Annotated in this window: 23 protein-coding genes and 1 riboswitch; of the genes, 7 read left to right on the top strand and 16 right to left on the bottom strand. The window is 69.6% G+C overall.

Going from position 1 to position 25,097, the window contains the following annotated elements; genetic code table 11:
• Window positions 1-7: 7 nt before the first annotated feature.
• The 4 genes from ACGF5O_RS02260 to ACGF5O_RS02245 form a co-directional block, all read right to left on the bottom strand.
• Window positions 8-1,024: an NlpC/P60 family protein gene (locus ACGF5O_RS02260; RefSeq protein ID WP_393808027.1), complete on the bottom strand. Its 1,017-nt coding sequence runs from the start codon at window positions 1,022-1,024 to the stop codon at window positions 8-10.
• Window positions 1,025-1,449: 425 nt separating this feature from the next.
• A complete protein-coding gene (locus ACGF5O_RS02255) occupies window positions 1,450-2,484 on the bottom strand; it encodes an NlpC/P60 family protein (protein WP_393808026.1) in 1,035 nt (344 codons plus the stop codon).
• Window positions 2,485-2,694: 210 nt separating this feature from the next.
• A complete protein-coding gene (locus tag ACGF5O_RS02250; RefSeq protein ID WP_393808025.1) occupies window positions 2,695-4,038 on the bottom strand; it encodes an NYN domain-containing protein in 1,344 nt (447 codons plus the stop codon).
• A 39-nt stretch (window positions 4,039-4,077) separates the two neighbouring features.
• A complete protein-coding gene (locus ACGF5O_RS02245) occupies window positions 4,078-4,317 on the bottom strand; it encodes a hypothetical protein (RefSeq protein ID WP_009309707.1) in 240 nt (79 codons plus the stop codon).
• A gap of 153 nt (window positions 4,318-4,470) precedes the next feature.
• Here ACGF5O_RS02245 and ACGF5O_RS02240 point away from each other — a divergent pair, with 153 nt between their 5' ends.
• Window positions 4,471-5,265: a rhomboid family intramembrane serine protease gene (locus ACGF5O_RS02240; RefSeq protein WP_393808399.1), complete on the top strand. Its 795-nt coding sequence runs from the start codon at window positions 4,471-4,473 to the stop codon at window positions 5,263-5,265.
• Window positions 5,262-5,543: an Lrp/AsnC family transcriptional regulator gene (locus ACGF5O_RS02235; RefSeq protein ID WP_020137395.1), complete on the top strand. Its 282-nt coding sequence runs from the start codon at window positions 5,262-5,264 to the stop codon at window positions 5,541-5,543. Before ACGF5O_RS02240 ends, ACGF5O_RS02235 begins: the two co-directional genes overlap by 4 nt.
• Window positions 5,544-5,682: 139 nt before the next feature.
• On the opposite strand, the gene ACGF5O_RS02230 is transcribed toward ACGF5O_RS02235, so the two are convergent.
• The 6 genes from ACGF5O_RS02230 to ACGF5O_RS02205 form a co-directional block, all read right to left on the bottom strand.
• Window positions 5,683-7,047 carry an aminotransferase class V-fold PLP-dependent enzyme gene (locus ACGF5O_RS02230; protein ID WP_393808024.1) on the bottom strand — a complete coding sequence of 455 codons (1,365 nt, stop codon included), beginning with the start codon at window positions 7,045-7,047 and terminating at the stop codon, window positions 5,683-5,685.
• A gap of 164 nt (window positions 7,048-7,211) precedes the next feature.
• A riboswitch (SAM riboswitch) is annotated at window positions 7,212-7,328 on the bottom strand.
• A gap of 154 nt (window positions 7,329-7,482) precedes the next feature.
• Window positions 7,483-8,547 carry an anthranilate phosphoribosyltransferase gene (trpD, locus tag ACGF5O_RS02225; RefSeq protein ID WP_393808023.1) on the bottom strand — a complete coding sequence of 355 codons (1,065 nt, stop codon included), beginning with the start codon at window positions 8,545-8,547 and terminating at the stop codon, window positions 7,483-7,485.
• 133 nt (window positions 8,548-8,680) lie between these two features.
• Window positions 8,681-10,318, bottom strand: coding sequence for a cytochrome bc complex cytochrome b subunit (locus ACGF5O_RS02220; RefSeq protein WP_393808022.1), 1,638 nt, complete (start codon window positions 10,316-10,318; stop codon window positions 8,681-8,683).
• Window positions 10,315-11,376 carry a Rieske 2Fe-2S domain-containing protein gene (locus ACGF5O_RS02215; RefSeq protein ID WP_393808021.1) on the bottom strand — a complete coding sequence of 354 codons (1,062 nt, stop codon included), beginning with the start codon at window positions 11,374-11,376 and terminating at the stop codon, window positions 10,315-10,317. The genes ACGF5O_RS02220 and ACGF5O_RS02215 overlap by 4 nt, the downstream gene beginning before the upstream one ends.
• The gene (locus ACGF5O_RS02210) at window positions 11,373-12,185 is read right to left on the bottom strand and encodes a c-type cytochrome (RefSeq protein WP_393808020.1); all 813 of its coding nucleotides are present in this window, start codon (window positions 12,183-12,185) and stop codon (window positions 11,373-11,375) included. Before ACGF5O_RS02210 ends, ACGF5O_RS02215 begins: the two co-directional genes overlap by 4 nt.
• A 77-nt stretch (window positions 12,186-12,262) precedes the next feature.
• A complete protein-coding gene (locus ACGF5O_RS02205; RefSeq protein WP_393808019.1) occupies window positions 12,263-12,883 on the bottom strand; it encodes a heme-copper oxidase subunit III in 621 nt (206 codons plus the stop codon).
• A 187-nt stretch (window positions 12,884-13,070) separates the two neighbouring features.
• On the opposite strand from ACGF5O_RS02205, the gene ACGF5O_RS02200 reads away from it, so the two are divergent.
• Window positions 13,071-13,472: a hypothetical protein gene (locus ACGF5O_RS02200; protein WP_393808018.1), complete on the top strand. Its 402-nt coding sequence runs from the start codon at window positions 13,071-13,073 to the stop codon at window positions 13,470-13,472.
• Window positions 13,473-13,591: 119 nt separating this feature from the next.
• On the opposite strand, the gene ACGF5O_RS02195 is transcribed toward ACGF5O_RS02200, so the two are convergent.
• From ACGF5O_RS02195 to coxB, 4 genes are all read right to left on the bottom strand, one after another.
• Window positions 13,592-14,854 (bottom strand): Ig-like domain-containing protein, encoded by a 1,263-nt coding sequence (locus tag ACGF5O_RS02195; RefSeq protein ID WP_393808017.1) that lies wholly within the window; start codon window positions 14,852-14,854, stop codon window positions 13,592-13,594.
• 151 nt (window positions 14,855-15,005) lie between these two features.
• Window positions 15,006-15,404: a cytochrome c oxidase subunit 4 gene (locus ACGF5O_RS02190; RefSeq protein WP_393808016.1), complete on the bottom strand. Its 399-nt coding sequence runs from the start codon at window positions 15,402-15,404 to the stop codon at window positions 15,006-15,008.
• On the bottom strand, window positions 15,401-17,134 hold the full coding sequence (ctaD, locus tag ACGF5O_RS02185; protein ID WP_393808015.1) for a cytochrome c oxidase subunit I: 1,734 nt from the start codon (window positions 17,132-17,134) through the stop codon (window positions 15,401-15,403). The genes ACGF5O_RS02190 and ctaD overlap by 4 nt, the downstream gene beginning before the upstream one ends.
• On the bottom strand, window positions 17,131-18,093 hold the full coding sequence (coxB, locus tag ACGF5O_RS02180; protein WP_393808014.1) for a cytochrome c oxidase subunit II: 963 nt from the start codon (window positions 18,091-18,093) through the stop codon (window positions 17,131-17,133). Before coxB ends, ctaD begins: the two co-directional genes overlap by 4 nt.
• Before the next feature lie 325 nt (window positions 18,094-18,418).
• Between coxB and ACGF5O_RS02175 the strand changes: the two genes are divergently transcribed.
• Window positions 18,419-19,798: a cysteine desulfurase/sulfurtransferase TusA family protein gene (locus ACGF5O_RS02175; protein ID WP_393808013.1), complete on the top strand. Its 1,380-nt coding sequence runs from the start codon at window positions 18,419-18,421 to the stop codon at window positions 19,796-19,798.
• An 89-nt stretch (window positions 19,799-19,887) separates the two neighbouring features.
• Here the strand turns inward: ACGF5O_RS02175 and ACGF5O_RS02170 are convergent, their stop codons facing one another.
• Window positions 19,888-20,862: a carbohydrate kinase family protein gene (locus ACGF5O_RS02170; protein ID WP_393808012.1), complete on the bottom strand. Its 975-nt coding sequence runs from the start codon at window positions 20,860-20,862 to the stop codon at window positions 19,888-19,890.
• A gap of 133 nt (window positions 20,863-20,995) precedes the next feature.
• On the opposite strand from ACGF5O_RS02170, the gene ACGF5O_RS02165 reads away from it, so the two are divergent.
• Both ACGF5O_RS02165 and ACGF5O_RS02160 read left to right on the top strand, forming a co-directional pair.
• On the top strand, window positions 20,996-21,205 hold the full coding sequence (locus tag ACGF5O_RS02165; RefSeq protein ID WP_362581780.1) for a hypothetical protein: 210 nt from the start codon (window positions 20,996-20,998) through the stop codon (window positions 21,203-21,205).
• A gap of 104 nt (window positions 21,206-21,309) precedes the next feature.
• Complete coding sequence (locus tag ACGF5O_RS02160; RefSeq protein ID WP_393808011.1) at window positions 21,310-23,142, top strand: hypothetical protein; 1,833 nt, start codon at window positions 21,310-21,312, stop codon at window positions 23,140-23,142.
• Window positions 23,143-23,212: 70 nt separating this feature from the next.
• Here the strand turns inward: ACGF5O_RS02160 and ACGF5O_RS02155 are convergent, their stop codons facing one another.
• A complete protein-coding gene (locus ACGF5O_RS02155) occupies window positions 23,213-23,569 on the bottom strand; it encodes an iron-sulfur cluster assembly accessory protein (RefSeq protein ID WP_030951236.1) in 357 nt (118 codons plus the stop codon).
• A gap of 323 nt (window positions 23,570-23,892) precedes the next feature.
• Here ACGF5O_RS02155 and nadA point away from each other — a divergent pair, with 323 nt between their 5' ends.
• Entirely contained in the window at window positions 23,893-25,089 is a 1,197-nt protein-coding gene (gene nadA, locus ACGF5O_RS02150; RefSeq protein ID WP_393808010.1) for a quinolinate synthase NadA, read from the top strand.
• The last annotated feature ends 8 nt before the right edge of the window (window positions 25,090-25,097 follow it).

Raw genomic sequence — 25,097 nt, 5'->3', positions numbered from 1 at the left:
CCGGAAGTCAGGGCCTGGTGACGGAGGAGACCGGCATCATTCCGACCGGGTCGTAGCGGACCGGGGCGCCGGGGTAGGGGGCGTGGATGACCTGGCCGTTGCCGACGTACATGCCCACATGGCTGGCGTCGGAGCGGTAGACGACCAGGTCACCGGGTTGTGCCTGGGAGAGCGGCACCTGGTGGCCGGCGTAGCGCTGCTCCTGCGAGGTGCGCGGCAGGTGGAGCCCGGCGTGCGCGTACGACCACTGCATCAGGCCCGAGCAGTCGAAGCCGGAGGGGCCGCTGGCGCCCCAGACGTAGGGCCTGCCGAGGGCGGAGCGGGCGGCGGCGATCGCGGCGGCGGCACGGCCGTCGGGGACGGCGGCGCCGGAGAGGTCGGGCAGGCCGGCCCGGTCGTCGCCGCGGGAGGAGTGCTCGAAGGCGGCGCGGTCGGCGGCGGGCAGCGTGTCGAGCAGCTGCCGGGCCTTGGCGAGCTTCCTCTCCACGACGGCCTTGTGGGCGGCGACCGTCCGGCGGCTGCGCTCCAGTTCGGCGAGGTTCCCGGTGGTCTCGGCGCGCTCCTGGGCGAGTTCGCGCATCGCCGCCCGGAGCCGCCTGAGCTGCCCGGCCTGGCGGACGTCGATGCGGTCGAGGAGGGAGGCCCGGTCCAGGTAGTCCTGCGGGTCGTCGGAGAAGAGCAGGGCCACGGTGGGGTCGATGCCGCCGGAGCGGTACTGGGCGCCGGCGAGCGAACCGAGCGCCTCCCGCATGGTGTTGATGCGCTCCTGCTGGCGGGCGATGCGCTCCTGGGAGTCGTTCACCTCGCGGCGCAGCGCGCCGGCCCGCTCGTCGGCCTTGTCGTAGGCCTGGGTCGCCTCCTCGGCCTGCTGGTACAGCCGGTCCACCTCGGCACGGCTGTCGGCGTGCGGGGCGGCGCTCGCCGGTACGGCACCGAGCGCGGCGGCCGCGGCCGACAGCACGCAGATTGCGGCACCGGCGCCCCGGTTGAACCCGGACGACGGTACGAGACGGTGAGACCCCACGGGAAGCCGCATTCCTTCCGATCGTCGGACGCCGACGGTCTCCCCCGGCGTCGGGGGAAACGCGCCAGACATTGACGCCCTCCCCCGCCCAGGGCAGGAGATCCGGTCCGCGCCGCTCAGCGGCGCCACCGCGGGTTCCTGCTTCACAGGCCGCCGCCGACCCGTGCGGGTCGGTCCTACGCAGCCTCCACAGGCGTGACTTCCCGCCCGTCCGGCGGTAGGTCCGGCGACTTCCGTCACTGGACGCGGCGATGCTAGCCGCGCGGACACGCACCGGCCAAAGGCCCTCCCCGGCCGCACAACGCGACGCCCCGCCTCTGACGCAGGTCACAGGCGGGGCGGGGGGGTACATCAGGCTGAAACAGTTCGCCCGTTCGGACGCCCGGGCATCTCGATCTTGACGGGGCGCGGAGTCTCGGCGGTGGTCAGATCCGGACGCCGAACTCGAAGGTCATGTCGCTCATCGCCTCGTAGCGGACCACGGCGCCGGTGTGCGGGGCGTGCAGCACCTGGCCGTTGCCGGCGTAGAGGCCGACGTGGTGGTAGTCGCCGTAGAAGATGACCAGGTCGCCGACCTTGAGGTCGCTCGCGCTGTAGATGCGGGTGCCGGCGTTGGCCTGCGCCTCGGAGGTGCGGGGTATGGTCACGCCGGCCTGGGCGTAGGCCCAGGAGGTCAGGCCCGAGCAGTCGAAGGAGGACGGGCCGGAGGCGCCGTAGACGTACGGCGAGCCGATCACGGACTGGGCGGCGGCGAAGGCGGAGGCGGCCCGGCCGGAGGCGGAGCCGGTGCTGCCGAGGTCCACGCGGGAGGAGGCGCGGCTGGCGGCCTGGGCCTGCTCGGCGTCGAGGGCCGCCTTCTCCTTGGCGGTCAGGGTGTTGAGCAGCTTCTGCGCGTCGGCGAGCTTGCCTTGGACGGCCGACTTCTGCTTGGCGAGCTCGGTGCGGGTGGCGGAGAGGTCCTTGAGCTTGTCGGAGGCCTCTGCCCGCTCCTGGGCGAGTTCGCGCTGTTTGTCCTGAATCTTCTTCAGGGCCTCGACCTGCTGACTGCTCAACTGGTCGAGCGTGGAGGCCTTGTCGAGGTAGTCGTCCGGGTCGGACGAGAGGAAGAGCTGGACCGACGGGTCGATGCCGCCGGAGCGGTACTGCGCGGTGGCCAGCGAACCGAGACTGTCCCGCAGCTTGTTGAGGTCTTCCTGACCACGGGCCACGTTGTCCTGGATCGTGGAGATTTCCTTCTGCAGCTTCTGCTGCTTGTCCTTGGCGCCGTCCAGCTTCTCGGTGGCCTGCTCGGCCTCCTCGTAGAGCTTGTCGACCTTCGCCTTGACCTCGTCCTTGGTCAGCTTCTCGCTGGGCGCCGCGTTGGCGGCGTTGGCGCTGAGGACTACGGCTGCGGCCGCTGCGGTCGTGAGCACGGTCACGCGCGCACGGCTCGGCTGCTTGGGTCGACGATGGGACGCCACGGAGACGGGCTCCTTCGTTTGAGTGATCACCCGTGTGGAGGTTCGAGGCCCGACCCTAGTGACCTCGCCGTGATCAGTTCAAACCCAACAGCGAAAAATCTGGTCACGCAACGCACTCTTTGCACATAACTCACGAGCGGTGATGCTCGATTGACGCTACGTTGCGTGACGGTTCGGTCAATTCGGGCATTGCATATGCGGGTTGAACGTTCAGGACAGTCGCTTCAGAAGCATGGCAGAAGCGACCGGACGGGCACCCGCCCTCGCGACCCCGTCGGCGACCTCCCGGTCGGTCGAGGCGACGATCACCGGGCGCCCCGGCGGCTCGGCGCGCACCAGCTGGCGGATCAACTCGTCCGCGGTGACGCCCGGCTTGGAAAAGAGGACCCGGACCCCGCGCGGCGGGGCGAGCAGCACCGGCGCGGCCAGCTCGGCGCCGTCGAAGACACAGGTGACCTCGGCGCCGGTCTGGGCGGCGAGCGTGGAGAGCTGGCCGAGCAGCCGCAGCCGCTGCTTCTCCAGCGGCATCTGCGGATAGCCGGTCTTGGTCACGTTGTAGCCGTCGACGACCAAGTGCGCCTGGGGCAGGGCGAGCAGCTGGTTGAGGACGGCCGGGTCGTGCTCGGACAGTGCGCGCGCCGCGATGTCCTTCGGGGTCATTCGTCCCGGTTCGACCGCGTCCACGGTCTCGGCGGGCCGCACCGACACCGGCGGCAGGGCCAGCTCCCGGCGCAGCCCCTGGGCGGCGTCGAGGACGGTGTCGAGCAGCAGCCGCAGCCGCATGTCCTCGACGCTGCGCCCCTCGCGGGCGGCCCGGCGGCTGGCCTCCAGGGCCGCCTCGACCTCACCGAGCCGGGCCTTGAGCCGGCGGCTCTCGCTCTCCGCGGCGGACACCAGGGACTGCCCCTCGGTCCGCCCCGTCTCCATCTCGCCCTGCAGCTTGCGCAGCGCCGCCTCACCCCGCTTGACGTCGCTCAGCGCGGCCCGCAGCTTGCGGTGAAGCGATTCCGCTTCCTTCTTCGCCGCGTCCAGCTCGGTGCGCAGCCGCTCCGTCTCGGACCGGGTCTGCTCCCGGGCCCGGTCCAGCTCCTCGCGCAGCCGCTCCAGTTCGGCCCGGCTCTCCTCGTCGGCCCGCTCGGCATCCGCCCGCTGGGCCTCCTCGCCGGCCGCCGCCACGAGCTTCACCCAGCCCATGGGGCGCAGTACATAGGCCGCGGCCGCCACATCGAGCGGGTCCGCGGCCGGGGGCGGGGAGCCGGAGTCCAGGGCACCGGCCAGTTCCGGCTGGGCCTCTCTCAGCTTCTCCCCGATCCGCTGCCGGAAGAGGGTGTCGGTCTCCAGTGCGGCGGCCATCGCGTTCCCCGCGAACTTGGCCCGGCGATTCGGGGCGAATCGGGCGTACTGCCGCAGCTGTGCGGGCAGTTCGGCGACGGTCAGACCGCCGAAGCCGTCCGACACGATCTGTACGACACGCCGTCGCACGCCGTCGGGCAACGGACGGTCAAGCACCTCGGCGGTGCCGTCGCCCGGCCCCCCGCCTGTGGTCTCCACCATCCGTCACACCCCATCACCTGTACGGGGCCGCTCCCGGTCTCAGGAGTCGGCACCCGGCCTGTCCACGAGTTCCACCTGGTCCACCGCGTTGCACCAGCGGCAGCGCACCGACTCGATGGTCTCACTGACCACCTCGCGCTCCTCGACCTTCGGCTCACCGGCCAGGTCGAGGTGGACGTACTCGACCACCTTCGACGAGCGGGTCACGTCGAAGCGGGTGAGGTTGCCGCAGAGGGTGCAGCGCCACCGCGTCGTGGCGGTCGGCAGGGGAACCGTCATCGTGGCTTGTTCGCTTCCTTCTAGTGTCCGTGACGCGCCGTCCCGACGCGTGTGGCTCGTAACCCTACGGCCTGGCGGGTACCCGACGCCGCCCTGTCCGCGGCGGCGAGGCGATCTGCACCGGTGCGTCCGGTTACGCCATGCTCTATGTCCATGATCGGCAACTGGAACACGACGGCGGCCCGGACCCTGCGGAGTCTGCGGGGCACGTCCGCGCCCATGACGTACACCCTGATCGCCGTGTGCTGCCTGATCTTCGTGCTCGGCCCCGCCTCCGGCTTCAACCCGTCCTACGGCACCGGAGAGGCCCTCGCGACCGCCCAGCGGGCGTATTTCCGGCACTGGGGGGTGGTGCCCGCCGACCTGTTCGACGGTCCGGCGCGGGAGGCGCTCACCCCGGCCACCGCGCTCTTCATCCACGGCGGCTGGGTACACCTGCTCGGCAACATGCTCTTCCTCTTCGTCTTCGGGGCGATGACCGAGGAACGGATGGGCCGCGTGGAGTTCACTCTCTTCTACCTCTGCTGCGGCTACCTCGCGCTGCTCGGCTACGCGGTCGCCAACGCCACGTCCCCGCAGTCGCTGGTGGGCGCGTCCGGGGCGATCTCGGCGGTGCTCGGAGCGTTCCTGTACCTGTTCCCCAACGCCCGCGTGACCAGTCTCCTCCCCTTCCTCTTCTTCCTCCCGCTCCGGTTCCCGGCCTGGGTGGTCCTCCCGTTCTGGGCGGCCCTCCAGTGGGTGGCCCTGAACCAGGCCCCCTCCGGCCCCGGCGTCGCCTACCTCGCCCACCTGGTCGGCTTCGGACTCGGGTTCGGGTACGCGTGGGTGCGGTACAGGAAAAAGAAGGGCGCGAAGCGCGGCCTTGGAAGGGTGGTGGTGGGCGACGGGCGGGCGACTAAAGTGAAGGTCGCCCCAGCTCCGGCACCCGAGGGAGAGAACCAGCCGTGATCACCGCGATCGTCCTCATCAAGACCAGCGTGGACCGGATCCCCGAGATCGCGGAACGGATCGCCGCGCTGGAAAGCGTCAGCGAGGTCTTCTCCGTCACCGGCACGTACGACCTGATCGCCATGGTCCGGGTGAAGCAGCACGAGGACCTGGCCGAGGTCATCCCCGGCTCCATCAGCAAGATCCCCGGCGTGGAGGCCACGGACACGCACGTCGCGTTCCGCACGTACTCCCAGCACGACCTGGAGGCGGCGTTCGCGATCGGCCTGGACAGCTAGAAGACGCCGTCGGCTGCAGCGCGCCTTTCTTTTGGGGGCGCGGGGAACTGCGCGATCAGCCCCCACCGGCCCGCAGCGTGGTCCCCCGCGGGTGCGTCGTGGCTTGTCGCGCAGTTCCCCGCGCCCCCAAGAAGGTGGGTCAGCTCACCGCCGGGACGCAGCGGCCGTCCTCCGTACGGTAGGACCACTTGGCACCGTCGGTCACCAGTTCCCGTACCGCCGTCACGAAGCGCTCCACGTGTTCGTCCGGCGTCCCCGCCCCGAAGCTCACGCGGATCGCGTTGAGGGACTTCTCGCCCGGTGCCGCCTCCGGCGCCCCGCACTCGCCCTGGGTCTGCGGGTCGGAGCCGAGGAGGGTCCTGACCAGCGGGTGGGCGCAGAACAGGCCGTCGCGGACGCCGATGCCGTACTCGGCGGAGAGGGCGGCGGCGAAGTGGCTGCTGTTCCAGCCCTCCACCACGAAGCTGATCACGCCGACGCGGGGCGCGTCGTCGCCGAAGAGGGAGAGGACCCGGACCTCCGGGACCTCGGCCAGCCCCGCCCGCACCTTCTCGATCAGGTGCCGCTCGCGGGCGACCAGCGTGTCGAAGCCGGCCTCGGTGAGCGCCTTGCAGGCGGAGGCGATGGAGTAGGCGCCGATCACGTTGGGCGACCCCGCCTCGTGCCGCGCCGCGCTCTCGTGCCACTCCACGGCCACTCCCCCGTCCTCACGCCGGGTGACCTTGCGGCTGGCGCCGCCGCCCGCGAGGTAGGGCTCGGCGGCCCGGAGCCAGTCGGCGCGGCCGGCGAGGACGCCGGAGCCGAAGGGGGCGTACAGCTTGTGGCCGGAGAAGGCGATCCAGTCGACGTCCAGGTCCCGGACGGAGACCGGGTGGTGCGGGGCCAGCTGGGCGGCGTCCAGGACGATCCGGGCGCCGTGCGCGTGGGCGGCCGCCGCGAGTTCCCGTACCGGCCACAGCTCGCCGGTGACGTTGGACGCGCCGGTGACGCAGACCAGGGCCGGACCGTAGGGGTCGCGGGCGGCGAGGGCGCGTTCCAGGGTCTCGACGGCCTGCCGCGGGGTGCGGGGGGCGTTGAGGTAGGTGACCCGGGCGTCCTGCCACGGCAGCAGGGAGGCGTGGTGCTCGGTCTCGAAGACGAAGACCTGGCAGTCGGCGGGGAGGGCGCGGGCCAGGAGGTTCAGGGAGTCCGTGGTGGAGCGGGTGAAGACCAGCTGGTCGTCGGGGCGGCAGTCGAGGAACTCGGCGACGGTCCGGCGGGCGTTCTCGAAGAGGTCCGTGGAGAGCTGGGAGAGGTAGCCGGCGCCGCGGTGGACGCTACCGTAGTAGGGGGCGTACGCCGCGACGTCGTCCCAGACCCGCTGGAGGGCGGGGGCGCTGGCCGCGTAGTCGAGGGCGGCGTAGGCGACCTCGCCGCCGGTGACCAGCGGGACGGTGACATCCCGGCCCAGAACAGGCAATGGGGCACAAACGGACTGGGCGGAGGCAGCGGTGGAGACGGACATGACGGAGCTCCTGTGAGGGTAAGCGGAACCGCCGCGCCGGACGGTGTGTCGACGGCACGGGGAAAGCTGAAAAGGGGTACGCGGAGGCGGGGCTCTACGCCCTATCGCATTCGCTTGCTCACAGAAGGCTCCCTCGTACGACCAGGACCCCTGGTGCTTCGAGGGGTCCGCGCTTGCCGTAGACCTCGCTGCCTACGGCCTGGTCTTCACCCGGGGCACCCCGCCACGGACGGAGGGTTGCCGGACAGTCGGCCGGGGCCTCATGACTGTCACTCATGACCTGAAAAGGAACCTAGGCGAAGTGATCGCCGCCGCGCAACTTCTGTCCGGATGACGGGACAGGGGAGTTTCTCTTTTCTCCGCCGCGACGGCGATCAGCCGCGACGGCGCGGTCCGGTGGTGCCGAACCGCGCCTCGGACCGACGACCGCGGTCCCTACCTGTGCGTCGCCGCCGCCCAGCGCACCAGCGTGCGCTTGGCCGCACCCGAGTCGATCGAGTCGGCCGCCTTGGCCATACCCGCCCGCAGTTGCTCGGCCAGCGACCCGGTGCCCGGGTCCAGGGCCACCAGCGCCGCCGCCGAGTTCAGCAGCACCGCGTCCCGTACCGGGCCCTGTTCGCCGTCCAGGAGCCTGCGGGCGACCTCCGCGTTGTACGACGGGTCGCCGCCCCGCAGCGCCTCCACGGGGACCAGGTCGAGGCCGGCGTCACGGGGGTCGAAGGTCTCCTCCGTGACCTTGCCGTCGCGGACGGTCCAGACGCGGGACGTGGCGGTCGTCGTCAGTTCGTCGAGGCCGTCGTCGCCGCGGAAGACGAGGGAGGAGTGGCCGCGCTCGGCGAAGACGCCCGCGACGACGGGGGCCATGCGGGGGTCGGCGACGCCGACGGCCTGGGCGCGGACCCGTGCCGGGTTGGTCAGCGGGCCGAGGATGTTGAAGACCGTGCGGATGCCCAGCTGGCCGCGCGCGGCGCCCGCGTACCGCAGCGCCGGGTGGAACTTGATGGCGAAGCAGAAGGTGATGCCGGCCTCCTCGGCGACCTCGGCGACCCGCTGCGGGGTCAGGTCGAGGTTGACGCCGAGCTTCTCCAGGACGTCGGAGGCCCCGGACGCGGAGGAGGCCGCGCGGTTGCCGTGCTTGACGACCTTCGCCCCGGTGCCGGCCACCACGAGCGCCGACATCGTGGAGATGTTCACCGTCTTCGCGCCGTCGCCGCCGGTGCCGACGATGTCGACCGTACGGCCCGGCACCTCGATGACGTTGGCGTGCTCGTACATCGTGCGGACGAGCCCGTTGATCTCCTCGACGGTCTCGCCCTTGGCCCGCAGGGCGACGACGAAGCCCGCGATCTGGGCGTCGGTGGCCTGGCCGCGCATGATCTGGTCCATCGCCCAGGCCGTGGCGTCGGCGCTCTGGTCCTGGCCGTACAGCAGCGCGTTCAGTACCTCGGGCCAGGAACGGCCCGCCGCGGTGTCGCCTCCAGCGGGGGTCACAGCGCTCATACGGCCGCTCCTGATCGTCGTACGCCACATATCCGGTTTCCACGCCTACCCTATCCAGCTCCGGGCACCGCGAAGGGCCCCCGTCCGATGTACGGACGGGGGCCCTTCGGCTGTGGCGTGGCGACGCGGTCGATCAGTGGTGGCCGTGGCCGCTCGTGATCTCCTTGTACTCCTCGACGGTGGGCTTCGGGATCTGGTTGTCCTCGCCGTAGTAGGCGCCGCTCAGCTTGGCGCGGAGCTTCTCGGACCCCTTGATCTTGCGCTCGACACCGTTCTCGTCGACCGCCGGGCCGATCTGGGCCGGCTCGTACTGGTGGTGCGCCGTGAGGGTGTGCAGCTGCTCCTGCGAGAGCGGCTCGTGGACCTCGATGAACTCACCGTGCGGCAGCCGCTTGATGATGCCCGTCTCGCGGCCGTGCAGCACCTTGTCGCGGTCCCGGCGCTGGAGGCCCATGCAGATCCGCTTGGTGGCGATGAACGCGATCACCGGTCCGGCGAAGAAGAAGATCCGGACGAACCAGGTCACGTCGTTGATCGACAGGTGGAAGTGGGTGGCGATGAGGTCGTTGCCACCACCGATCAGGCCGATCATGTACACGGTCACCCAGGCGACACCGAAGGCGGTGCGGGTCGGGGCGTTGCGCGGGCGGTCCAGGATGTGGTGCTCGCTCTTGTCGCCGGTGACCCAGGACTCGATGAACGGGTAGAGCGCGATCGCGCCCAGGACCAGACCGAACAGGACCAGCGGGATGAAGACGCCCAGGACCAGGGTGTGGCCCCAGAAGTTGATCTCCCAGCCGGGCATGTAGCGGATCAGGCCCTCGGCGAAGCCCATGTACCAGTCGGGCTGGGCGCCGGTGGACACCTGGTCCGGACGGTAGGGGCCCATGGCCCAGATCGGGTTGATCTGGGTGGTCGCCGCGATGGCCGCGATGACACCGAAGACCAGGAAGAAGAAGCCTCCGGCCTTGGCCATGTAGACCGGCAGCAGCGGCATGCCGACGACGTTCTTCTCGGTCTTTCCGGGACCCGCGAACTGCGTGTGCTTGTGGTAGAAGACCAGGATCAGGTGGCCCACCATCAGGCCGAGCATGATGCCCGGCAGCAGCAGGATGTGGATCGAGTAGAACCGCGCCACGAAGTCGTGGCCGGGGAACTCGCCGCCGAAGAGGAAGTACGAGATGTACGTGCCGACGATCGGCATCGACAGGATGGCGCCCTCGGTGAAGCGGACACCGGTGCCGGAGAGCAGGTCGTCCGGGAGCGAGTAACCGGTGAAGCCGGTGAACATGCCCAGGACGAACAGCAGGAAGCCGAACAGCCAGTTGATCTCACGCGGCTTGCGGAACGCGCCCGTGAAGAACACGCGCATCATGTGCACGAACATGCCGGCGAGGAAGATCAGCGCGGCCCAGTGGTGGATCTGCCGGATGAGCAGGCCACCGCGCACGTCGAAGGAGATGTGCAGGGTCGAGTTGAACGCCTCGGACATCAGCTGTCCCTGGAGCGGGACGTAGCTGCCGTGGTACGCCACCTCGTTCATCGACGGGTGGAAGAACAGCGTCAGGTACACACCCGTCAGGATGATGATGATGAAGCTGTACATGCACACTTCGCCCAGCATGAACGACCAGTGGTCGGGGAAGATCTTGCGCATGTTGGACTTGGCCAGGGAGTAGATCCCGAGCCGTCCGTCGGCCCAGTCGGCGACACGCTCGCCGGCCGGCGCCTTCCCGCGCTCGCGGGACTCTGTGGTCTCTGAAGTGCTCATCCGCGCTCCCAGAAGGCAGGACCGACGGGCTCGTCGAAGTCGCCGAGCGCCTGGAGGTAGCCCTCCTCGCTCACGCCGATGCGCAGCTGCGGCAGGGCGTGGCCGGCCGGGCCGAAGATCACTCGGGCTCCGTCGGAGAGGTCGAAGGTGGACTGGTGGCACGGGCAGAGCACGTGGTGGGTCTGCTGCTCGTACAGCGAGATCGGGCAGCCCACGTGGGTGCAGATCTTCGAGAAGGCGACGATGCCCTCGTGCGACCACTCCAGCTCGCGCTTGTCCTTGATGTTGTCCGGCTGCAGCCGGATGATCATCAGGGCCGCCTTCGCCATCACGTTCTGGAAGTCCTCCTGGGACTCCTCGACGCCCTCGGGCTTGGCGAAGGTCAGCGAGCCGACGGCGACGTCGGAGGGACGCAGCGGCTCGTTGGTGTTCATGTTGACGAGCAGCTTGCCCTTCGACCACGCCGTGTGGCGCAGCGAGGTGCCCGGCAGCGGGCCGAGGTCGCGCAGCAGCACGACGCCGGAGAGCGGGACCAGGGTCAGCGCGCCGAACATCGTGGTGCGGATCAGCTTGCGCCGGCCGATCGCCGATTCCTTCGCGCCCTGCTTGAAGTCGGCCAGGACCTTGGCCTTGACCTCCGGCTCGGCCGCGATGGCGTGCCGCTCGTCGGCGACCTCCACGTCGGACATCAGGGTGCGGGCCCAGTGGACCGCGCCCGCGCCGATGCAGAACAGCGCCGCACCGAGGGTCAGGCCCAGTGCGAAGTTCAGCGCACTGATGTGACCGAGCGGGAAGACGAAGATCGACTTGTCTTTCGGGATGGTCACATAGGAGGCGATGAAGCCCACGGTGGCCAGCATCGACACCGTGAACAGCATGGCCACGACGCGCTCGGACCGCTTGGCGGCCCGCTCGTCGATGTCCTGGATGCGGTGCTCGTGGGGCGGCAGACCGGGATCCGAGAACGGGTCCCTCTCGTCCGCGACGCTCACGGCGCCGTGCGCGTGGTGGTCCTGCTCAGCGGGCAGGTTCTCTTCTGGAATCTCTTGGCTACTCATGACTTCTTGGCCTTTGCGGTCCGAGCGGCGACCCAGACGGCGACCGCGATCAGCAGACCGAGACCGAAGATCCACGCGAACAGACCCTCGCTGACCGGCCCGAGGCCGCCCAGGTTGAGACCGCCGGGGTTCACCGTCTTGGGGCTGTTGACCGCGTCGAGGTACGCGATGATGTCCTTCTTGTTCTTCTCGGACAGCGTCGTGTCGGGGAAGGACGGCATGTTCTGCGGGCCCGTCTGCATGGCCTCGTAGATGTGCTTCGGGGCGACACCCTCAAGGCTCGGGGCGAACTTGCCCTTGGTCAGCGCACCGCCCGAGCCCACGAAGTTGTGGCACTGCGCGCAGTTGGTGCGGAAGAGCTCGCCACCCTTGGCGATGTCGGCACCGTCCGGGCCGTACTGCTCCGAGGTCGGGACCTCGGGACCGGCGCCCAGCGAGGCGATGTACGCCGCGAGCTGGTCGATCTGGGCCTGGGTGTAGATGTTCTTCTTCGCGACGACCTGCGGACCCTGCGAGGTGGCGGCCGGCATACGGCCGGTGCCGACCTGGAAGTCCACGGCCGCGGCGCCCACGCCCACCAGGCTGGGGCCGTCGGACGAACCCTGACCGCCGGTGCCGTGGCAGCTGGCGCAACCGACCGAGTAGAGCTTCTTGCCCTCCTCGATGGTCAGGGACTGGGATGTTTCATCGGCCTGCGCCTTGCCCGCGGGTGCGAACGCGGCGTACAGCCCTCCTGTGCATGCCAGCGCGAGGAGTAGGACGACGACCGCCGCCAGCGGATGGCGTCGTCGTGCGGAGAGCTTTTTCACGGATTACCCCGGTGTCAGGATCTTCTGCGTCGATGCTTCTGGAAAATGCGCTTCTACGGCGCGTGGTGCCGGCCCGGCTACTTGATCAGGTAGATCGTGGCGAAGAGGCCGATCCAGACGACGTCGACGAAGTGCCAGTAGTAGGACACGACGATGGCCGCGGTCGCCTGCTCGTGCGTGAACCTCTTCGCCGCATAGGTGCGCCCCAGGACGAACAGGAAGGCGATGAGGCCGCCCGTCACGTGCATGCCGTGGAAGCCGGTGGTCAGGTAGAAGACCGAGCCGTACGGGTCGGAGGAGAGCGAGATCCCGTCCTTCTTGACCAGCTCGGTGTACTCGTAGATCTGACCGCCGATGAAGATCGCACCCATGATGAAGGTGACGATGAACCAGCCCCGGAGCTTCTTCACGTCCCCGCGCTCGGCCGCGAACACGCCGAGCTGGCAGGTGAGGGAGGAGAGCACCAGGATCGTGGTGTTGGTCGCGGAGAACGGAATGTTGAGATGGCTCGCCATCTCCTTCCAGTGCGCCGGACCGGTCACCGATCGCAGGGTGAAGTACATCGCGAAGAGGGCCGCGAAGAACATCAGCTCGGAACTCAGCCAGATGATGGTTCCGACGCTGGTGAGGTTCGGCCTGTTGACCGACGGGTGCGCGTGCCCGGTTTCTACTGTCGTTGCTGTCGCCACGACCGACATTATGTCGGTCGCTTATCTCGCGCTCACTCCGGGGGGTGCCGTTCGGAGTGTCCGCCCCGTGTGTACTGCCCGGATGGCCCATCGAAGCGGTGTTCCAACAGGTGTTGACGAGGTGTTCAGGGGAGTAGCATCCGGCCCATCGGTCCTGTCCGTACGACGACTCCCGTCCCCGCGTATCGGAGGAACAATGCAGCCGACCGCCACGGTGCTGGTCTACAGCGACGACTCCAACACCCGCGAGCAGGTGCGGCTCGCCGCCGGCCGGCGGCCGGCTCCCGATGTGCCGCTCGTCGAGTTCCTGGAGTGCGCGACGCCCGCGGCGGTCCTCGCCGAGTTGGACAAGGGCGGGATCGACGTGTGCGTGCTCGACGGCGAGGCCGTGCCGATGGGGGGCATGGGGATGTGCCGGCAGATCAAGGACGAGGTGTTCAACTGCCCGCCGGTGCTGTTGCTGATCGGGCGGCCGCAGGACGCGTGGCTGGCCACGTGGAGCCGGGCGGACGCGGCTGTGACGCTGCCTGTGGAGCCGGTGGAGTTCGCCTCGGCCCTGGCGTCCCTGCTGCGGCAGACGAGGCTGCAGAGCGCCTAGGAGGGGGCGGGGCGCGGTGCGTGCGCGGGTGCGGGCCGGTGGGCGCCGTTCGCGCCCACGCGGCGGAGCCGCACATGTCACGGCCCCGCGCCCCTGGGTCGGCTGCCCTTGAGGGCGATTCACAGTGCGGCCGGCTGCACTCTCGCCGCGTCCTGGGGCTTCTGGCCGTCCTGGGTGGCGTCGGTGAGGGCGCTGCCCTTGCGCCAGTCCTTCCAGGCGAGGTTCCAGTCGCCGAAGCCGTTGCCGAAGTTCTCCATCGCCTTGCCGTTGGAGTTGACGACCTTCACCAGGTCGCCCGGGTGGACGGTGTCGAAGAACCACTCGGCGTTCGAGGTGTTCATGCCGGTGCAGCCGTGGCTGACGTTCTCGTAGCCCTGGGACCCCACCGACCAGGGCGCGGCGTGCACGTACTCACCTGACCAGGTCACCCGGGTGGCGTAGTAGACCGGCAGGTCGTAGGAGTCCGAGGTGCCCTCGGCGATGCCGACCGTGGTGCCGCGCATGCGTACGAAGTACTGCTTCTCCAGGACGACCTTGACTCCGTTGCGGGTCTCGAAGCCCGGTTTGCCGGTGGTGACGGGGATCTGGTTGATCTCCTTGTCGTCCTTGTAGACCGTCATCTGGTGGGCGGCGGCGTCCGTGACGGCGAGGAGCTTGTCGCCGATGGTGAGCTTCAGCGGCGCGGCGGCGCCGCCCCACAGGCGGTCGCTGATCCTGATGCCGTCCAGGTTGCTGTGCACCTGGACGGTGGCGTGGGCGGGCCAGTAGTCCTTGGGCCGGTAGTGGAGTTCCTTGTCGCTCACCCAGTACCAGGAGCCCTCGACGGCCGGGACGGAGTCGACCCGGAGGGCGCGCTCGACGATGGCGCGCTGGGCCTTGTCCTTGATCCCGTGGTCGAGTTGGGCGGTGACCGGCTGGCCCACGCCGTACTCGCCGGCCTTGGGGCCGAAGGTGACCTTCAGCCGCTGCCGGGTGGTGGGCGTGCTGGTGTCGAAGGTGAGGGTCTTGCGGCCGGGTGCGCCGTCCTGGTCCTCGGTGCTGACCTGGACCGTGTAGTGGGCGTTGGCGGCCAGCGGGGAGGTGCTGTGCCACCGGCGGCCGTCGGCGTCGAGTTCGCCCGCCACGAAGCGACCGGTGGCGTCCTGGGCCGTCACGTCCGTGATGCGGTCCTCGTCGCTCTTGGCGACGACCTCCAGGGGCTTGTCGGGGTCGGCCCGCTTCCCCGTCCCGGTGGGGGTGTTGAAGGAGATCTGGTCCGCCGCGTCGTACGGCTTGTCCGCGAGGGGGTTGCCGTCCGCGCTGCAGGCGGTGAGGCCCACGCCGAGGGCGGTCACCAGCAGGGTGCAGCTGACGACGGTACGGGCGCACGGAGAGTGACTCATACTGTCACGCTATGAGATGTTTTCCGGACCGGCGCGGCAGGTAGCCCAGACGGGGGACCGGCACTGCGCCGAAGGCGCGAACGGCCGGAAACGGCGGGAGCCCGGACTCTCCTGACGGAGGGTCCGGGCTCCCGCTGCGTTCGGCGTGTGCCTACTGGGTGCGGTTCTCACCGCGGTAGTACTCGAACACCCAGCCGAAGAGGCCGATCATGATGACGGGTGCCGAGAAGTACAGCAGCCACCAGCCGACGGCGACACCGAGGAAGGCCAGCGCGCCGCCGACGCCCAGGGCGAGCGGCTGCCAGCTGTGCGGGCTGAAGAAGCCGATCTCGCCGGCCTCGTCCGCGACGTCGGCCTCCTTGTTGTCCTGGGCACCCGCGTCGACGCGGGAGGCGGTGAAGCCCAGGTAGAAGCCGATCATGATGCAGAGGCCGAAGGCCAGGAAGAGTGCCGTGGTACCGGCCGGTTCCTTCGACCACACGCCATAGACGATCGCGATGACGAGGACGAAGACACTCAGCCACACGAACATGCGGCCCTGGATCTTCACTTGCCGGCCTCCTTGCTGCCCGCGACAGCGGCGACGGCCTGGCCGTGCTCCAGCTGCTCCAGGGCGGCGATCTCAGGGTGGTGCAGGTCGAAGGCCGGCGATTCGCTGCGGATCCGCGGCAGGGTGACGAAGTTGTGCCGCGGCGGCGGGCAGGAGGTCGCCCACTCCAGGGAGCGGCCGTAGCCCCACGGGTCGTCGACCTCGACCTTCTTGCCGTACTTCGCCGTCTTCCAGACGTTGTAGAGGAACGGCAGGATCGACAGGCCGAGCAGGAAGGAGCTGATCGACGAGATCGTGTTCAGGGTGGTGAAGCCGTCGGCCGCCAGGTAGTCGGCGTACCGGCGCGGCATGCCCTCGGCGCCCAGCCAGTGCTGGACCAGGAACGTGCCGTGGAAGCCGATGAACAGCGTCCAGAAGGTGATCTTCCCGAGCCGCTCGTCGAGCATCTTGCCCGTCATCTTCGGCCACCAGAAGTGGAAGCCGGAGAACATCGCGAAGACGACCGTGCCGAACACCACGTAGTGGAAGTGCGCCACCACGAAGTACGAGTCGGAGACGTGGAAGTCCATCGGGGGCGAGGCCAGGATGACACCGGTCAGACCACCGAAGGTGAAGGTGATCAGGAAGCCGGTGGCCCACAGCATCGGTGTCTCGAAGGACAGCGATCCCTTCCACATGGTGCCGATCCAGTTGAAGAACTTCACACCGGTCGGTACCGCGATCAGGAAGGTCATGAAGGAGAAGAACGGCAGCAGCACACCGCCGGTGACGTACATGTGGTGCGCCCACACGGTCACGGACAGACCGGCGATCGAGATGGTCGCGGCCACCAGACCCATGTAGCCGAACATCGGCTTACGGGAGAAGACCGGGATGACCTCGGAGATGATGCCGAAGAACGGCAGGGCGATGATGTACACCTCTGGATGGCCGAAGAACCAGAAGAGGTGTTGCCAGAGCAGTGCTCCGCCGTTCGCCGCGTCGAAGACATGTGCCCCGAATTTCCGATCCGCCTCCAGCGCGAACAGCGCGGCGGCGAGGACGGGGAAGGCGAGCAGGACCAGCACCGCGGTCAGCAGCACGTTCCACACGAAGATCGGCATGCGGAACATCGTCATGCCCGGCGCACGCATGCAGATGATCGTGGTGATGAAGTTGACCGCGCCGAGGATGGTGCCGAAGCCGGAGAAGGCCAGACCCATGATCCACATGTCGGCGCCGATGCCCGGCGAGCGGACCGCGTCGGAGAGCGGGGAGTAGGCGAACCAGCCGAAGTCGGCCGCACCCTGCGGGGTGAGGAAGCCGCCGACGGCGATGGTCGAGCCGAACAGGTAGAGCCAGTAGGCGAACATGTTCAGCCGCGGGAAAGCGACGTCGGGGGCACCGATCTGGAGCGGCATGATCCAGTTCGTGAAGCCGGCGAACAGCGGCGTCGCGAACATCAGCAGCATGATCGTGCCGTGCATCGTGAACGCCTGGTTGAACTGCTCGTTCGACATGATCTGCAGACCGGGGCGGGCGAGCTCGGCGCGCATCAGCAGCGCCATCACACCACCGATCAGGAAGAACGCGAACGACGTGACCAGATACAGCGTTCCGATGGTCTTGTGGTCGGTGGTGGTGAGCCACTTGATGACCACGTTGCCGGGCTGCTTGCGCCTGACCGGCAGCTCATCTGCGTAAGAGCCCTCAGCTGCCGCGGCACCCTGGGGTTCGTTGAGGATGCTCACAGGTTGTTCGTCTCCCGGTTCTTCTCGTGGCTCGTCTGAGCGATGCCGGCGGGAATGTAACCGGTCTGCCCCTTCTTGGCGAGGTCCTTGAGGTGCTGCTGGTAACGCTCGGGCGAGACGACCTTCACGTTGAACAGCATCCGGGAGTGGTCGACGCCGCAGAGCTCGGCACACTTGCCGAGGAAGGTGCCCTCCTGGTTGGGAGTCACCTGGAACGCGTTGGTGTGGCCCGGGACGACGTCCATCTTCATCAGGAACGGCACCACCCAGAAGGAGTGGATGACGTCACGCGAGGTGAGGACGAAGCGGACGGTCTCGCCCTTGGGGAGCCAGAGCGTCGGACCGGGGTTGCCGGTCTGCGGATTCTTCGTGCCCGGCGTACCGACGTCGTAGACACCGCCGGCGTTGGCCGGGAAGGCGTTCTTGAACCGGTCCGGAATGGCCGCCAGGTTCTCGTCGGTCTTCGCGTCGCCGGAGACACCGTCGACGGGCGTGATGTAGTTGAAGCCCCAGCTCCACTGGAAGCCGACGACGTTGACCGTGACGTCCGGCTTCTTGTCGGAGAGGCTGAGGAGCTTCGTCTCGTCCCGCGCGGTGAAGTAGAACAGCACCGAGACGATGATGAGCGGCACCACCGTGTACAGCGCCTCGATCGGCATGTTGTACCGGGTCTGGGCCGGGACTTCGATCTTGGTGCGGCTGCGCCGGTGGAAGATGGCGCTCCAGATGATCAGACCCCACACCAGCACGCCGACGGCGAGCGCGGCGGCCCAGGAGCCCTGCCACAGGGAGAGGATCCGCGGAGCCTCTTCCGTGGTCGGGGTGGGCATACCAAGGCGGGGGAAGTCCTTGTATGTGCATCCGGTAGCGGATGCCAGGACCAGGCCCGCGGTCATTGCCTGCAGCAGCTTCCGCCGCATCGGGCGCCGCGGCGAGCGGTCGGAGCCGTTGGGACTCACGTAGCGCCTTCCCGAGAGTCTCGCCCGCGCGGTCGGCTGCGGCCTTCTCGCTGGTCGGTCGCCGCCCTGCGTCGGGCAGGGGTTTGGATGTTTATGCGGACCAAACCCTAGCCGACGCGATTCGGGGGTTCGCGGGGAGGGGGGCATACGCGTCGCCTGTCACTCGGTTGGGGTGGGAATGGGCGCCCAATAGCTCGGGTTGTCGCGGTTTGCGGGGCAGGTGCGGGTGGGTGGGGGCTGGTCGCGCCCACGCGGCGGAGCCGCATATCGGCACAGCCCCGCGCCCCTGAGGTTGGGTGATCCACCGGCGTTCTACCGTTGCTGTGTGCCCTACTTTGACGCTGCGTCCGCTGCTCCCCTCCATCCCGTCGCCCGGCAGGCGTTGTTGGCCGCTCTGGACGACGGGTGGGCCGACCCCTCCCGTCTCTACCGGGAGGGGCGGAAGGCGCGGATGCTGCTGGATGCCGCGCGGGAGGCGGCTGCCGAGGCCGTCGGGTGCCGACCGGACGAGCTGGCCTTCACCCCCTCGGGCACCCGGGCCGTACACGCGGGCATCGCGGGTGCGTTGGCCGGTCGTCGTCGCGTCGGACGTCACCTGATCGTGTCAGCCGTCGAACACTCCTCGGTGCTCCATTCGGCCGAGGTGTTCGAAGCGGAAGGCGGACAGGTGACCCGGGTGCCGGTGGCGCGGACCGGCACGGTGGAGGCCGGTGCCTACGAGGCCGCGCTCCGCCCGGACACCGCGCTCGCCTGCCTCCAGTCGGCCAACCACGAGGTGGGGACCGTACAGCCGGTGGCGGCGGTGGCCGAGGCGTGCCGGGCGGCCGGGGTGCCGTTGCTGGTGGACGCGGCGCAGTCGCTGGGGTGGGGGCGGGTCGAGGGCGGCTGGTCGCTGCTGACGGCGAGTGCACACAAATGGGGCGGGCCGGCCGGGGTGGGGCTGCTGGTGGTGCGCAAGGGGGTGCGGTTCGCCGTCCAAGGGGCCTCGGACGAGCGGGAGTCGGGGCGGGCACCCGGCTTCGAGAACCTGCCGGCGATCGTCGCGGCGGCGGCCTCGCTGCGGGCCGTGCGGGCGGAGGCCGAGCGGGAGGCCGTACGGCTGCGGGAGCTGACGGCGCGGATCCGGGCGCGGGTACCGGAGTTGGTGCCGGACGTGGAGGTGGTGGGCGATCCGGAGCTCCGACTGCCCGGGATCGTCACCTTCTCCTGTCTCTATGTCGACGGAGAGACACTGCTGCACGAGTTGGACCGGGAGGGCTTCTCGGTGTCTTCGGGGTCGTCCTGCACGAGCAGCACCCTGACGCCGAGCCATGTGCTCAAGGCAATGGGTGTGCTGAGCGAGGGGAACGTCCGGGTGTCCCTGCCGACGGGCGCGGCCGAGGCGGATGTGGAACGGTTCCTGGAGGTGCTGCCGGGGGTGGTGGCGGGGGTGCGGGAGAGGCTGGGCGCCCCGACGCCGACGGCTGCCGTGCCGCAGGCAGAGGAAGTCGTCGTCGACTCACTCGGCAAGCGCTGCCCGATCCCCGTCATCGAGCTGGCGAAGGTCATCGGGACCGTGCCGGTGGGCGGCAGGGTCCGGGTCCTGTCCGACGACGAGGCGGCACGGCTGGACATCCCGGCGTGGTGCGAGATGCGGGGCCAGGAGTACGAGGGTGAGGAGAAGGCGGAACGAGGAACGGCTTACTTGGTACGCCGGCTCAGCTGAACGCCCCGGAAAGGGGCGCGGGGCCGGGTCGATTTGCGGCTGCCGCCGCGTGGGCGCGACCAGCCCCCACGCACCGGCACCCGACGACGTCAGACCAGGTACCCGCGAACCTCTTCCGCGGCCTCGTCCCCGTACGCCTTCGTGAACCGCTCCATGAAGTGCCCCCGCCGCAGCTGGTACTCCTGCGTCCCCACGGTCTCGATGACGAGAGTCGCCAGCATGCAGCCGACCTGGGCGGCCCGCTCCAGCGAGACCCCCCACGCGAGCCCGGACAGGAACCCGGCACGGAACGCGTCGCCGACACCCGTCGGGTCGGCCTTGCGCTCCTCGTCGGCGCAGCCGACCTCGATCGGGTCCTCCCCCGCCCGCTCGATGCGCACGCCCCGCGCGCCCAGCGTCGTGACCCGGTGGCCGACCTTCGCGAGGATCTCCTCGTCGCTCCAGCCGGTCTTCGTCTCGATGAGCCCCTTCTCGTACTCGTTGGAGAAGAGGTACGTCGCGCCCTCCAGCAGTATCCGGATCTCGTCGCCGTTCATCCGGGCGATCTGCTGGGAGAAGTCGGCGGCGAAGGGGATGGACCGGGTCCGGCACTCCTCCGTGTGGCGGAGCATGCCCTCCGGGTCGTCCGCGCCGATCAGGACCAGGTCGAGTCCGCCGACCCGGTCGGCGACCGTCTTGAGCTCGATCAGGCGGGCCTCGCTCATCGCGCCCGTGTAGAAGGAGCCGATCTGGTTGTGGTCGGCGTCGGTCGTGCACACGAATCGCGCGGTGTGCAGGGTCTCGGAGATCCGGACGGAGTCCGTGTCGACGCCGTGCCGGTCGAGCCAGGCCCGGTACTCGTCGAAGTCGAAGCCCGCCGCGCCGACCAGGATCGGCCGGGTGCCGAGCTGTCCCATGCCGAACGCGATGTTCGCGCCGACGCCGCCGCGCCGCACGTCCAGGTTGTCGACCAGGAAGGACAGCGAGACCGTGTGCAGCTGGTCCGCGACCAGCTGGTCGGCGAAGCGGCCGGGGAAGGTCATGAGGTGGTCGGTGGCGATGGAGCCGGTGACTGCGATGCGCACGGCTGGGACTCTCCTGAAGGGGAGGCGTTATTGACAGTTAACGCTACCGGGTCCGGGTGGGCGCCCTGAAGGTGCCAAAACTACCCGATAGTAGATCTTTCTTCGCGGCACCCGGCGTGCTTACGGTTCCGTCATGACGAACCTCAAGGTCCACGCCCCCGCTCCGGCCGACCTCGACGACGACCTCGCGTCGCTGCGCGGGGACTGCGCCCGGATGGCTCCGCACTGGGTGGTTCCCGATCACAGCGATGCCCGCCCGGTGCCGCCCTCACTCATCCACGGGGTGACCGTGCCGAAGAAGTCCGCCAGACTCCTGGACGCGATGTCCGACTACGGCGACTGAGTCCCGCCCGGCGCGTTTCCAGGGAACCGCGCGCTCCCCTCCCGCGTCCCATCGCCGTCCCCCGTGAAGGGGAGGCGGGATACGACACGGCAAGGAGCGATGCGGTGAAGAGCGAGCGACCCGAGAACGAGGACGACGCGGCCGCGGGCGGCACCGGGGAGCCCCCCGAGGCCGGGCAGGCCACGGAGTCGCCGAAGGCTGCCGAGGTCGAGGCCGAGGCGGTCGCCGCCGCCGATGCCCGCTCCGATGCCGACGCGGAGTCCGCCGAGGACGCCGAGGACGCCGCAGCGGAGGTGCCGGAGCCCGACGAGGCCCCCGAGCCGGACGTGGCCCCGGCCGCCGAGACCGCCGCCGAGCCCGCGGAGCCCCCGGCCGAGCCGGAAGCGGCCGTGCTCTCCGATGCCTCCGACGCTCCTGAGGCTCCCGGCACACCCGAGGCCGAAACCGGTGCCGACGCCGACGCCGACGCCAAGGAGGCCGACGACCTCGCCGACGATCTCGCTCCCCGCCGCCGCTCCCCCGCCCTCGTCATCGCCTCCGTGGCCGCCGCCGTCCTGCTGGTCGGCGGAGGCGGCGCCTACCTCGCCTCGAACAGGGGCTCCGACTCCGGCGGCGGTACGACCACGGGCGCGTCCGGCGGTTCCACTCCCCCGCCCCTCGCCCTGGACGGCTACTCCTCGGGCTCCTCGGGCTCCTCGGGCGGCAACGGCATAGCCCCGGGCGAGCCCAACCCCTACGGCGTGACGTACCGGGCGAGCGGAACGCTCCCCGCGGGCCCCGGCTCGGCCGCCGTGTACCAGCCCTCCGCCGAGGTCTCCAAGGACCGGGTCGCCGCGCTGGCGAAGGCGCTCGGGATCGAGGGGGCCCCGGTGGCCGAGGGCCAGGTCTGGAAGGTGGGCACCGACCACGACGGCTCGGGCGGGAGTCTCCAGGTGAACCGGGCCGCCCCGGGCCTGTGGACGTACAGCCGCTACGCCCCCGGCACCGACAACTGCAAGAGCGGCCTGGTGTGCGCGCAGGACCCGGCGGCGCCCGCCGGTGACCCGGTGAGCGTCGGCGATGCCGAGCAGGCGGCGGCGCCGGTACTGAAGGCGCTCGGCCAGGACGGCGCGAAGCTCGACGCGAGCCAGGTGATGGGCGCCCAGCGGGTGGTGAACGCCGATCCGGTGGTCGGCGGGCTGCCGACGTACGGCTGGACGACCGGGCTGACCGTGAGCAGGCAGGGCGAGGTGGTCGGCGGCAACGGGATGCTGGCGGCGCCCGCCAAGGGCGACACGTATCCGGTGCTGGGCGCCGCGAAGACGCTGGCGCTGATGAACGCGGCGCCGCGCTCCGGCCACCGGATGGGCATCGGCGGCTGCGCCAGTTCCGTACCGCTGAAGGACCGGCTGGAGCAGCCGTGCGGCGCGTCGACGCCGTCCGCCGCGTCGACGGCGTCGTCCCCGTCGTCCGCGTCGTCGGCCGTGGTCGAGAAGGCGGTGTTCGGGCTCGCCGCGCAGTCCGTCGCGGGGCGGCAGGCGCTGGTGCCGTCCTGGCTGTTCCGGGTGAGCGGGGCGGCGGACTCGTACACCGTGACCTATCCGGCGGTGGACCCGACGTACCTGGCCTCCGCGTCGACGCCGACGCCGACGCCGTCGGCGGGGGCCACGAAGGACGTGAAGGTGGACGGCTACACGGCCGACGGCCGCGAGCTGACCGTCGCCTTCACCGGCGGGGTGTGCGCCGACTACAAGGCCACGGCCGACGAGGGTTCGGAGCAGGTGGTGGTGAAGGTGACCGCGACGCCCTGGCCGGACAAGATCTGCGTCATGATCGCCAAGCAGTACCACCAGACGGTCCGCCTCGACGCGCCGCTGGACGGCCGGAAGGTGGTCGGCACGGACGGCGGCGCCGTCCCGAAGGAGAAGGCGACGACGCTGATCCCGCAGGTGGGATGAGCAGGCACACACGAAGGCGGCGGCCCCTCACCACGAGGGGCCGCCGCCTTCCTGCTGTGTGCCCTTCGGTTCAGCTGAAGGAGTCGCCGCAGGCGCAGGAGCCGGTCGCGTTCGGGTTGTCGATCGTGAAGCCCTGCTTCTCGATGGTGTCGACGAAGTCGATCGACGCGCCGCCCAGGTACGGGGCGCTCATGCGGTCGGTGACGACCTTGACACCGCCGAAGTCCTTGACGACGTCGCCGTCGAGGGAACGCTCGTCGAAGAAGAGCTGGTAGCGCAGGCCGGAGCAGCCACCGGGCTGGACGGCGACACGCAGGGCGAGGTCGTCACGGCCTTCCTGGTCGAGCAGGGCCTTGACCTTGGCCGCGGCGGCGTCGCTCAGGATGATGCCGTCGGTGGCGGTGCTGGTCTCGTCCGATACGGACATCTACATCTCTCCCGGGTTGTACGGAGACTGCTTGCCGACGAGTGCAACCGGCGGGTCCGCTGATTCATTCCGGGCCGGCATGCGCGTTCTCGCGTTTTTCCTACGTCTTCATGCTCGCACATGCCCGCGGTGACACACAGCTGTCGCCTTGGCCACCCACGGCGACCTGCGCACAAGGCGACCACACCGCGTCCACCTGGCGGCCACCCTCCCGTTCGGCGCCGGGATTGATGTCACATCGACGCTATGGCCATCGTCAAAGTGACGTGAAGCAGTTATGATAGATAACGTCAGAACGACGAAAAGTAGAAAGGGTGCGTGTCGTGACCACCGCCCAGACCACGGAGCTCGACGTACAGCCGACTCCGCTCGCCCTGCTGCTGCTCGGCCGTGAGGCCGACCCGAAGAGCGAGCGGGGCGTCGAGTGTCCCGGCGACCTGCCCTCGCCGTCCGACCCGGACCTGGTCGCGCGCGCCCGCGCGGCCAAGGAGAAGCTCGGCGACAAGGTCTTCGTGCTCGGCCACCACTACCAGCGCGACGAGGTCATCCAGTTCGCCGATGTCACGGGCGACTCCTTCAAGCTGGCCCGGGACGCCGCCGCCCGCCCGGAGGCCGAGTACATCGTGTTCTGCGGTGTGCACTTCATGGCCGAGTCCGCCGACATCCTGACCTCCGACGACCAGAAGGTGGTCCTCCCCGACCTCGCGGCCGGCTGCTCGATGGCCGACATGGCCACCGCCGAGCAGGTCGCCGAGTGCTGGGACGTGCTGACCGAGGCCGGGATAGCCGAGCAGGTGGTCCCCGTCTCGTACATGAACTCGTCCGCGGACATCAAGGCGTTCACGGGCAAGCACGGCGGCACCATCTGCACCTCGTCGAACGCCCAGCGCGCCCTGGAGTGGGCCTTCGAGCAGGGGGAGCCCTCAACAACGAAGGTGCTGTTCCTGCCCGACCAGCACCTGGGCCGCAACACCGCCGTCCGGGACATGGGCATGTCCCTGGAGGACTGTGTCCTCTACAACCCGCACAAGCCCAACGGCGGTCTCACGGCCGACCAGTTGCGGGACGCGAAGATGATCCTGTGGCGCGGCCACTGCTCGGTGCACGGCAGGTTCTCGCTGGACTCGGTCAACGACGTGCGCGAGCGGATCCCGGGCGTCAATGTGCTGGTCCACCCGGAGTGCCGGCACGAGGTCGTGGCCGCCGCCGACTACGTCGGCTCGACGGAGTACATCATCAAGGCCCTGGAGGCCGCCCCGGCCGGCTCCAAGTGGGCGATCGGCACCGAGCTGAACCTGGTCCGCCGCCTCGCGAACCGTTTCGCGCCCGAGGGCAAGGAGATCGTCTTCCTCGACAAGACGGTCTGCTTCTGCTCGACCATGAACCGCATCGACCTCCCCCACCTGGTGTGGACCCTGGAGTCGCTGGCCGAGGGCAACCTGGTCAACCGCATCGAGGTCGACCAGGAGACCGAGGCGTTCGCCAAGCTGGCCCTGGAGCGGATGCTGGCGCTGCCGTAGCCGTGACG

The sequence above is a fragment of the Streptomyces sp. NPDC048291 genome (assembly GCF_043201715.1).
In the GTDB taxonomy this organism is placed as follows: Bacteria; Actinomycetota; Actinomycetes; order Streptomycetales; family Streptomycetaceae; genus Streptomyces.
This window is presented reverse-complemented; position numbering and strand designations above follow the sequence as displayed.

What these genes read in the sequence shown, in the direction of transcription:
- ACGF5O_RS02250 (WP_393808025.1), bottom strand. Translation starts at nt 4,038, where the DNA reads ATGGTGGAGACCACAGGCGGGGGGCCGGGCGACGGCACCGCCGAGGTG.
- ACGF5O_RS02245 (WP_009309707.1), bottom strand. Translation starts at nt 4,317, where the DNA reads ATGACGGTTCCCCTGCCGACCGCCACGACGCGGTGGCGCTGCACCCTC.
- ACGF5O_RS02240 (WP_393808399.1), top strand. Translation starts at nt 4,471, where the DNA reads ATGATCGGCAACTGGAACACGACGGCGGCCCGGACCCTGCGGAGTCTG.
- ACGF5O_RS02230 (WP_393808024.1), bottom strand. Translation starts at nt 7,047, where the DNA reads ATGTCCGTCTCCACCGCTGCCTCCGCCCAGTCCGTTTGTGCCCCATTG.
- trpD (WP_393808023.1), bottom strand. Translation starts at nt 8,547, where the DNA reads ATGAGCGCTGTGACCCCCGCTGGAGGCGACACCGCGGCGGGCCGTTCC.
- ACGF5O_RS02220 (WP_393808022.1), bottom strand. Translation starts at nt 10,318, where the DNA reads ATGAGCACTTCAGAGACCACAGAGTCCCGCGAGCGCGGGAAGGCGCCG.
- ACGF5O_RS02215 (WP_393808021.1), bottom strand. Translation starts at nt 11,376, where the DNA reads ATGAGTAGCCAAGAGATTCCAGAAGAGAACCTGCCCGCTGAGCAGGAC.
- ACGF5O_RS02205 (WP_393808019.1), bottom strand. Translation starts at nt 12,883, where the DNA reads ATGTCGGTCGTGGCGACAGCAACGACAGTAGAAACCGGGCACGCGCAC.
- ACGF5O_RS02200 (WP_393808018.1), top strand. Translation starts at nt 13,071, where the DNA reads ATGCAGCCGACCGCCACGGTGCTGGTCTACAGCGACGACTCCAACACC.
- ACGF5O_RS02195 (WP_393808017.1), bottom strand. Translation starts at nt 14,854, where the DNA reads ATGAGTCACTCTCCGTGCGCCCGTACCGTCGTCAGCTGCACCCTGCTG.
- ACGF5O_RS02165 (WP_362581780.1), top strand. Translation starts at nt 20,996, where the DNA reads ATGACGAACCTCAAGGTCCACGCCCCCGCTCCGGCCGACCTCGACGAC.
- ACGF5O_RS02155 (WP_030951236.1), bottom strand. Translation starts at nt 23,569, where the DNA reads ATGTCCGTATCGGACGAGACCAGCACCGCCACCGACGGCATCATCCTG.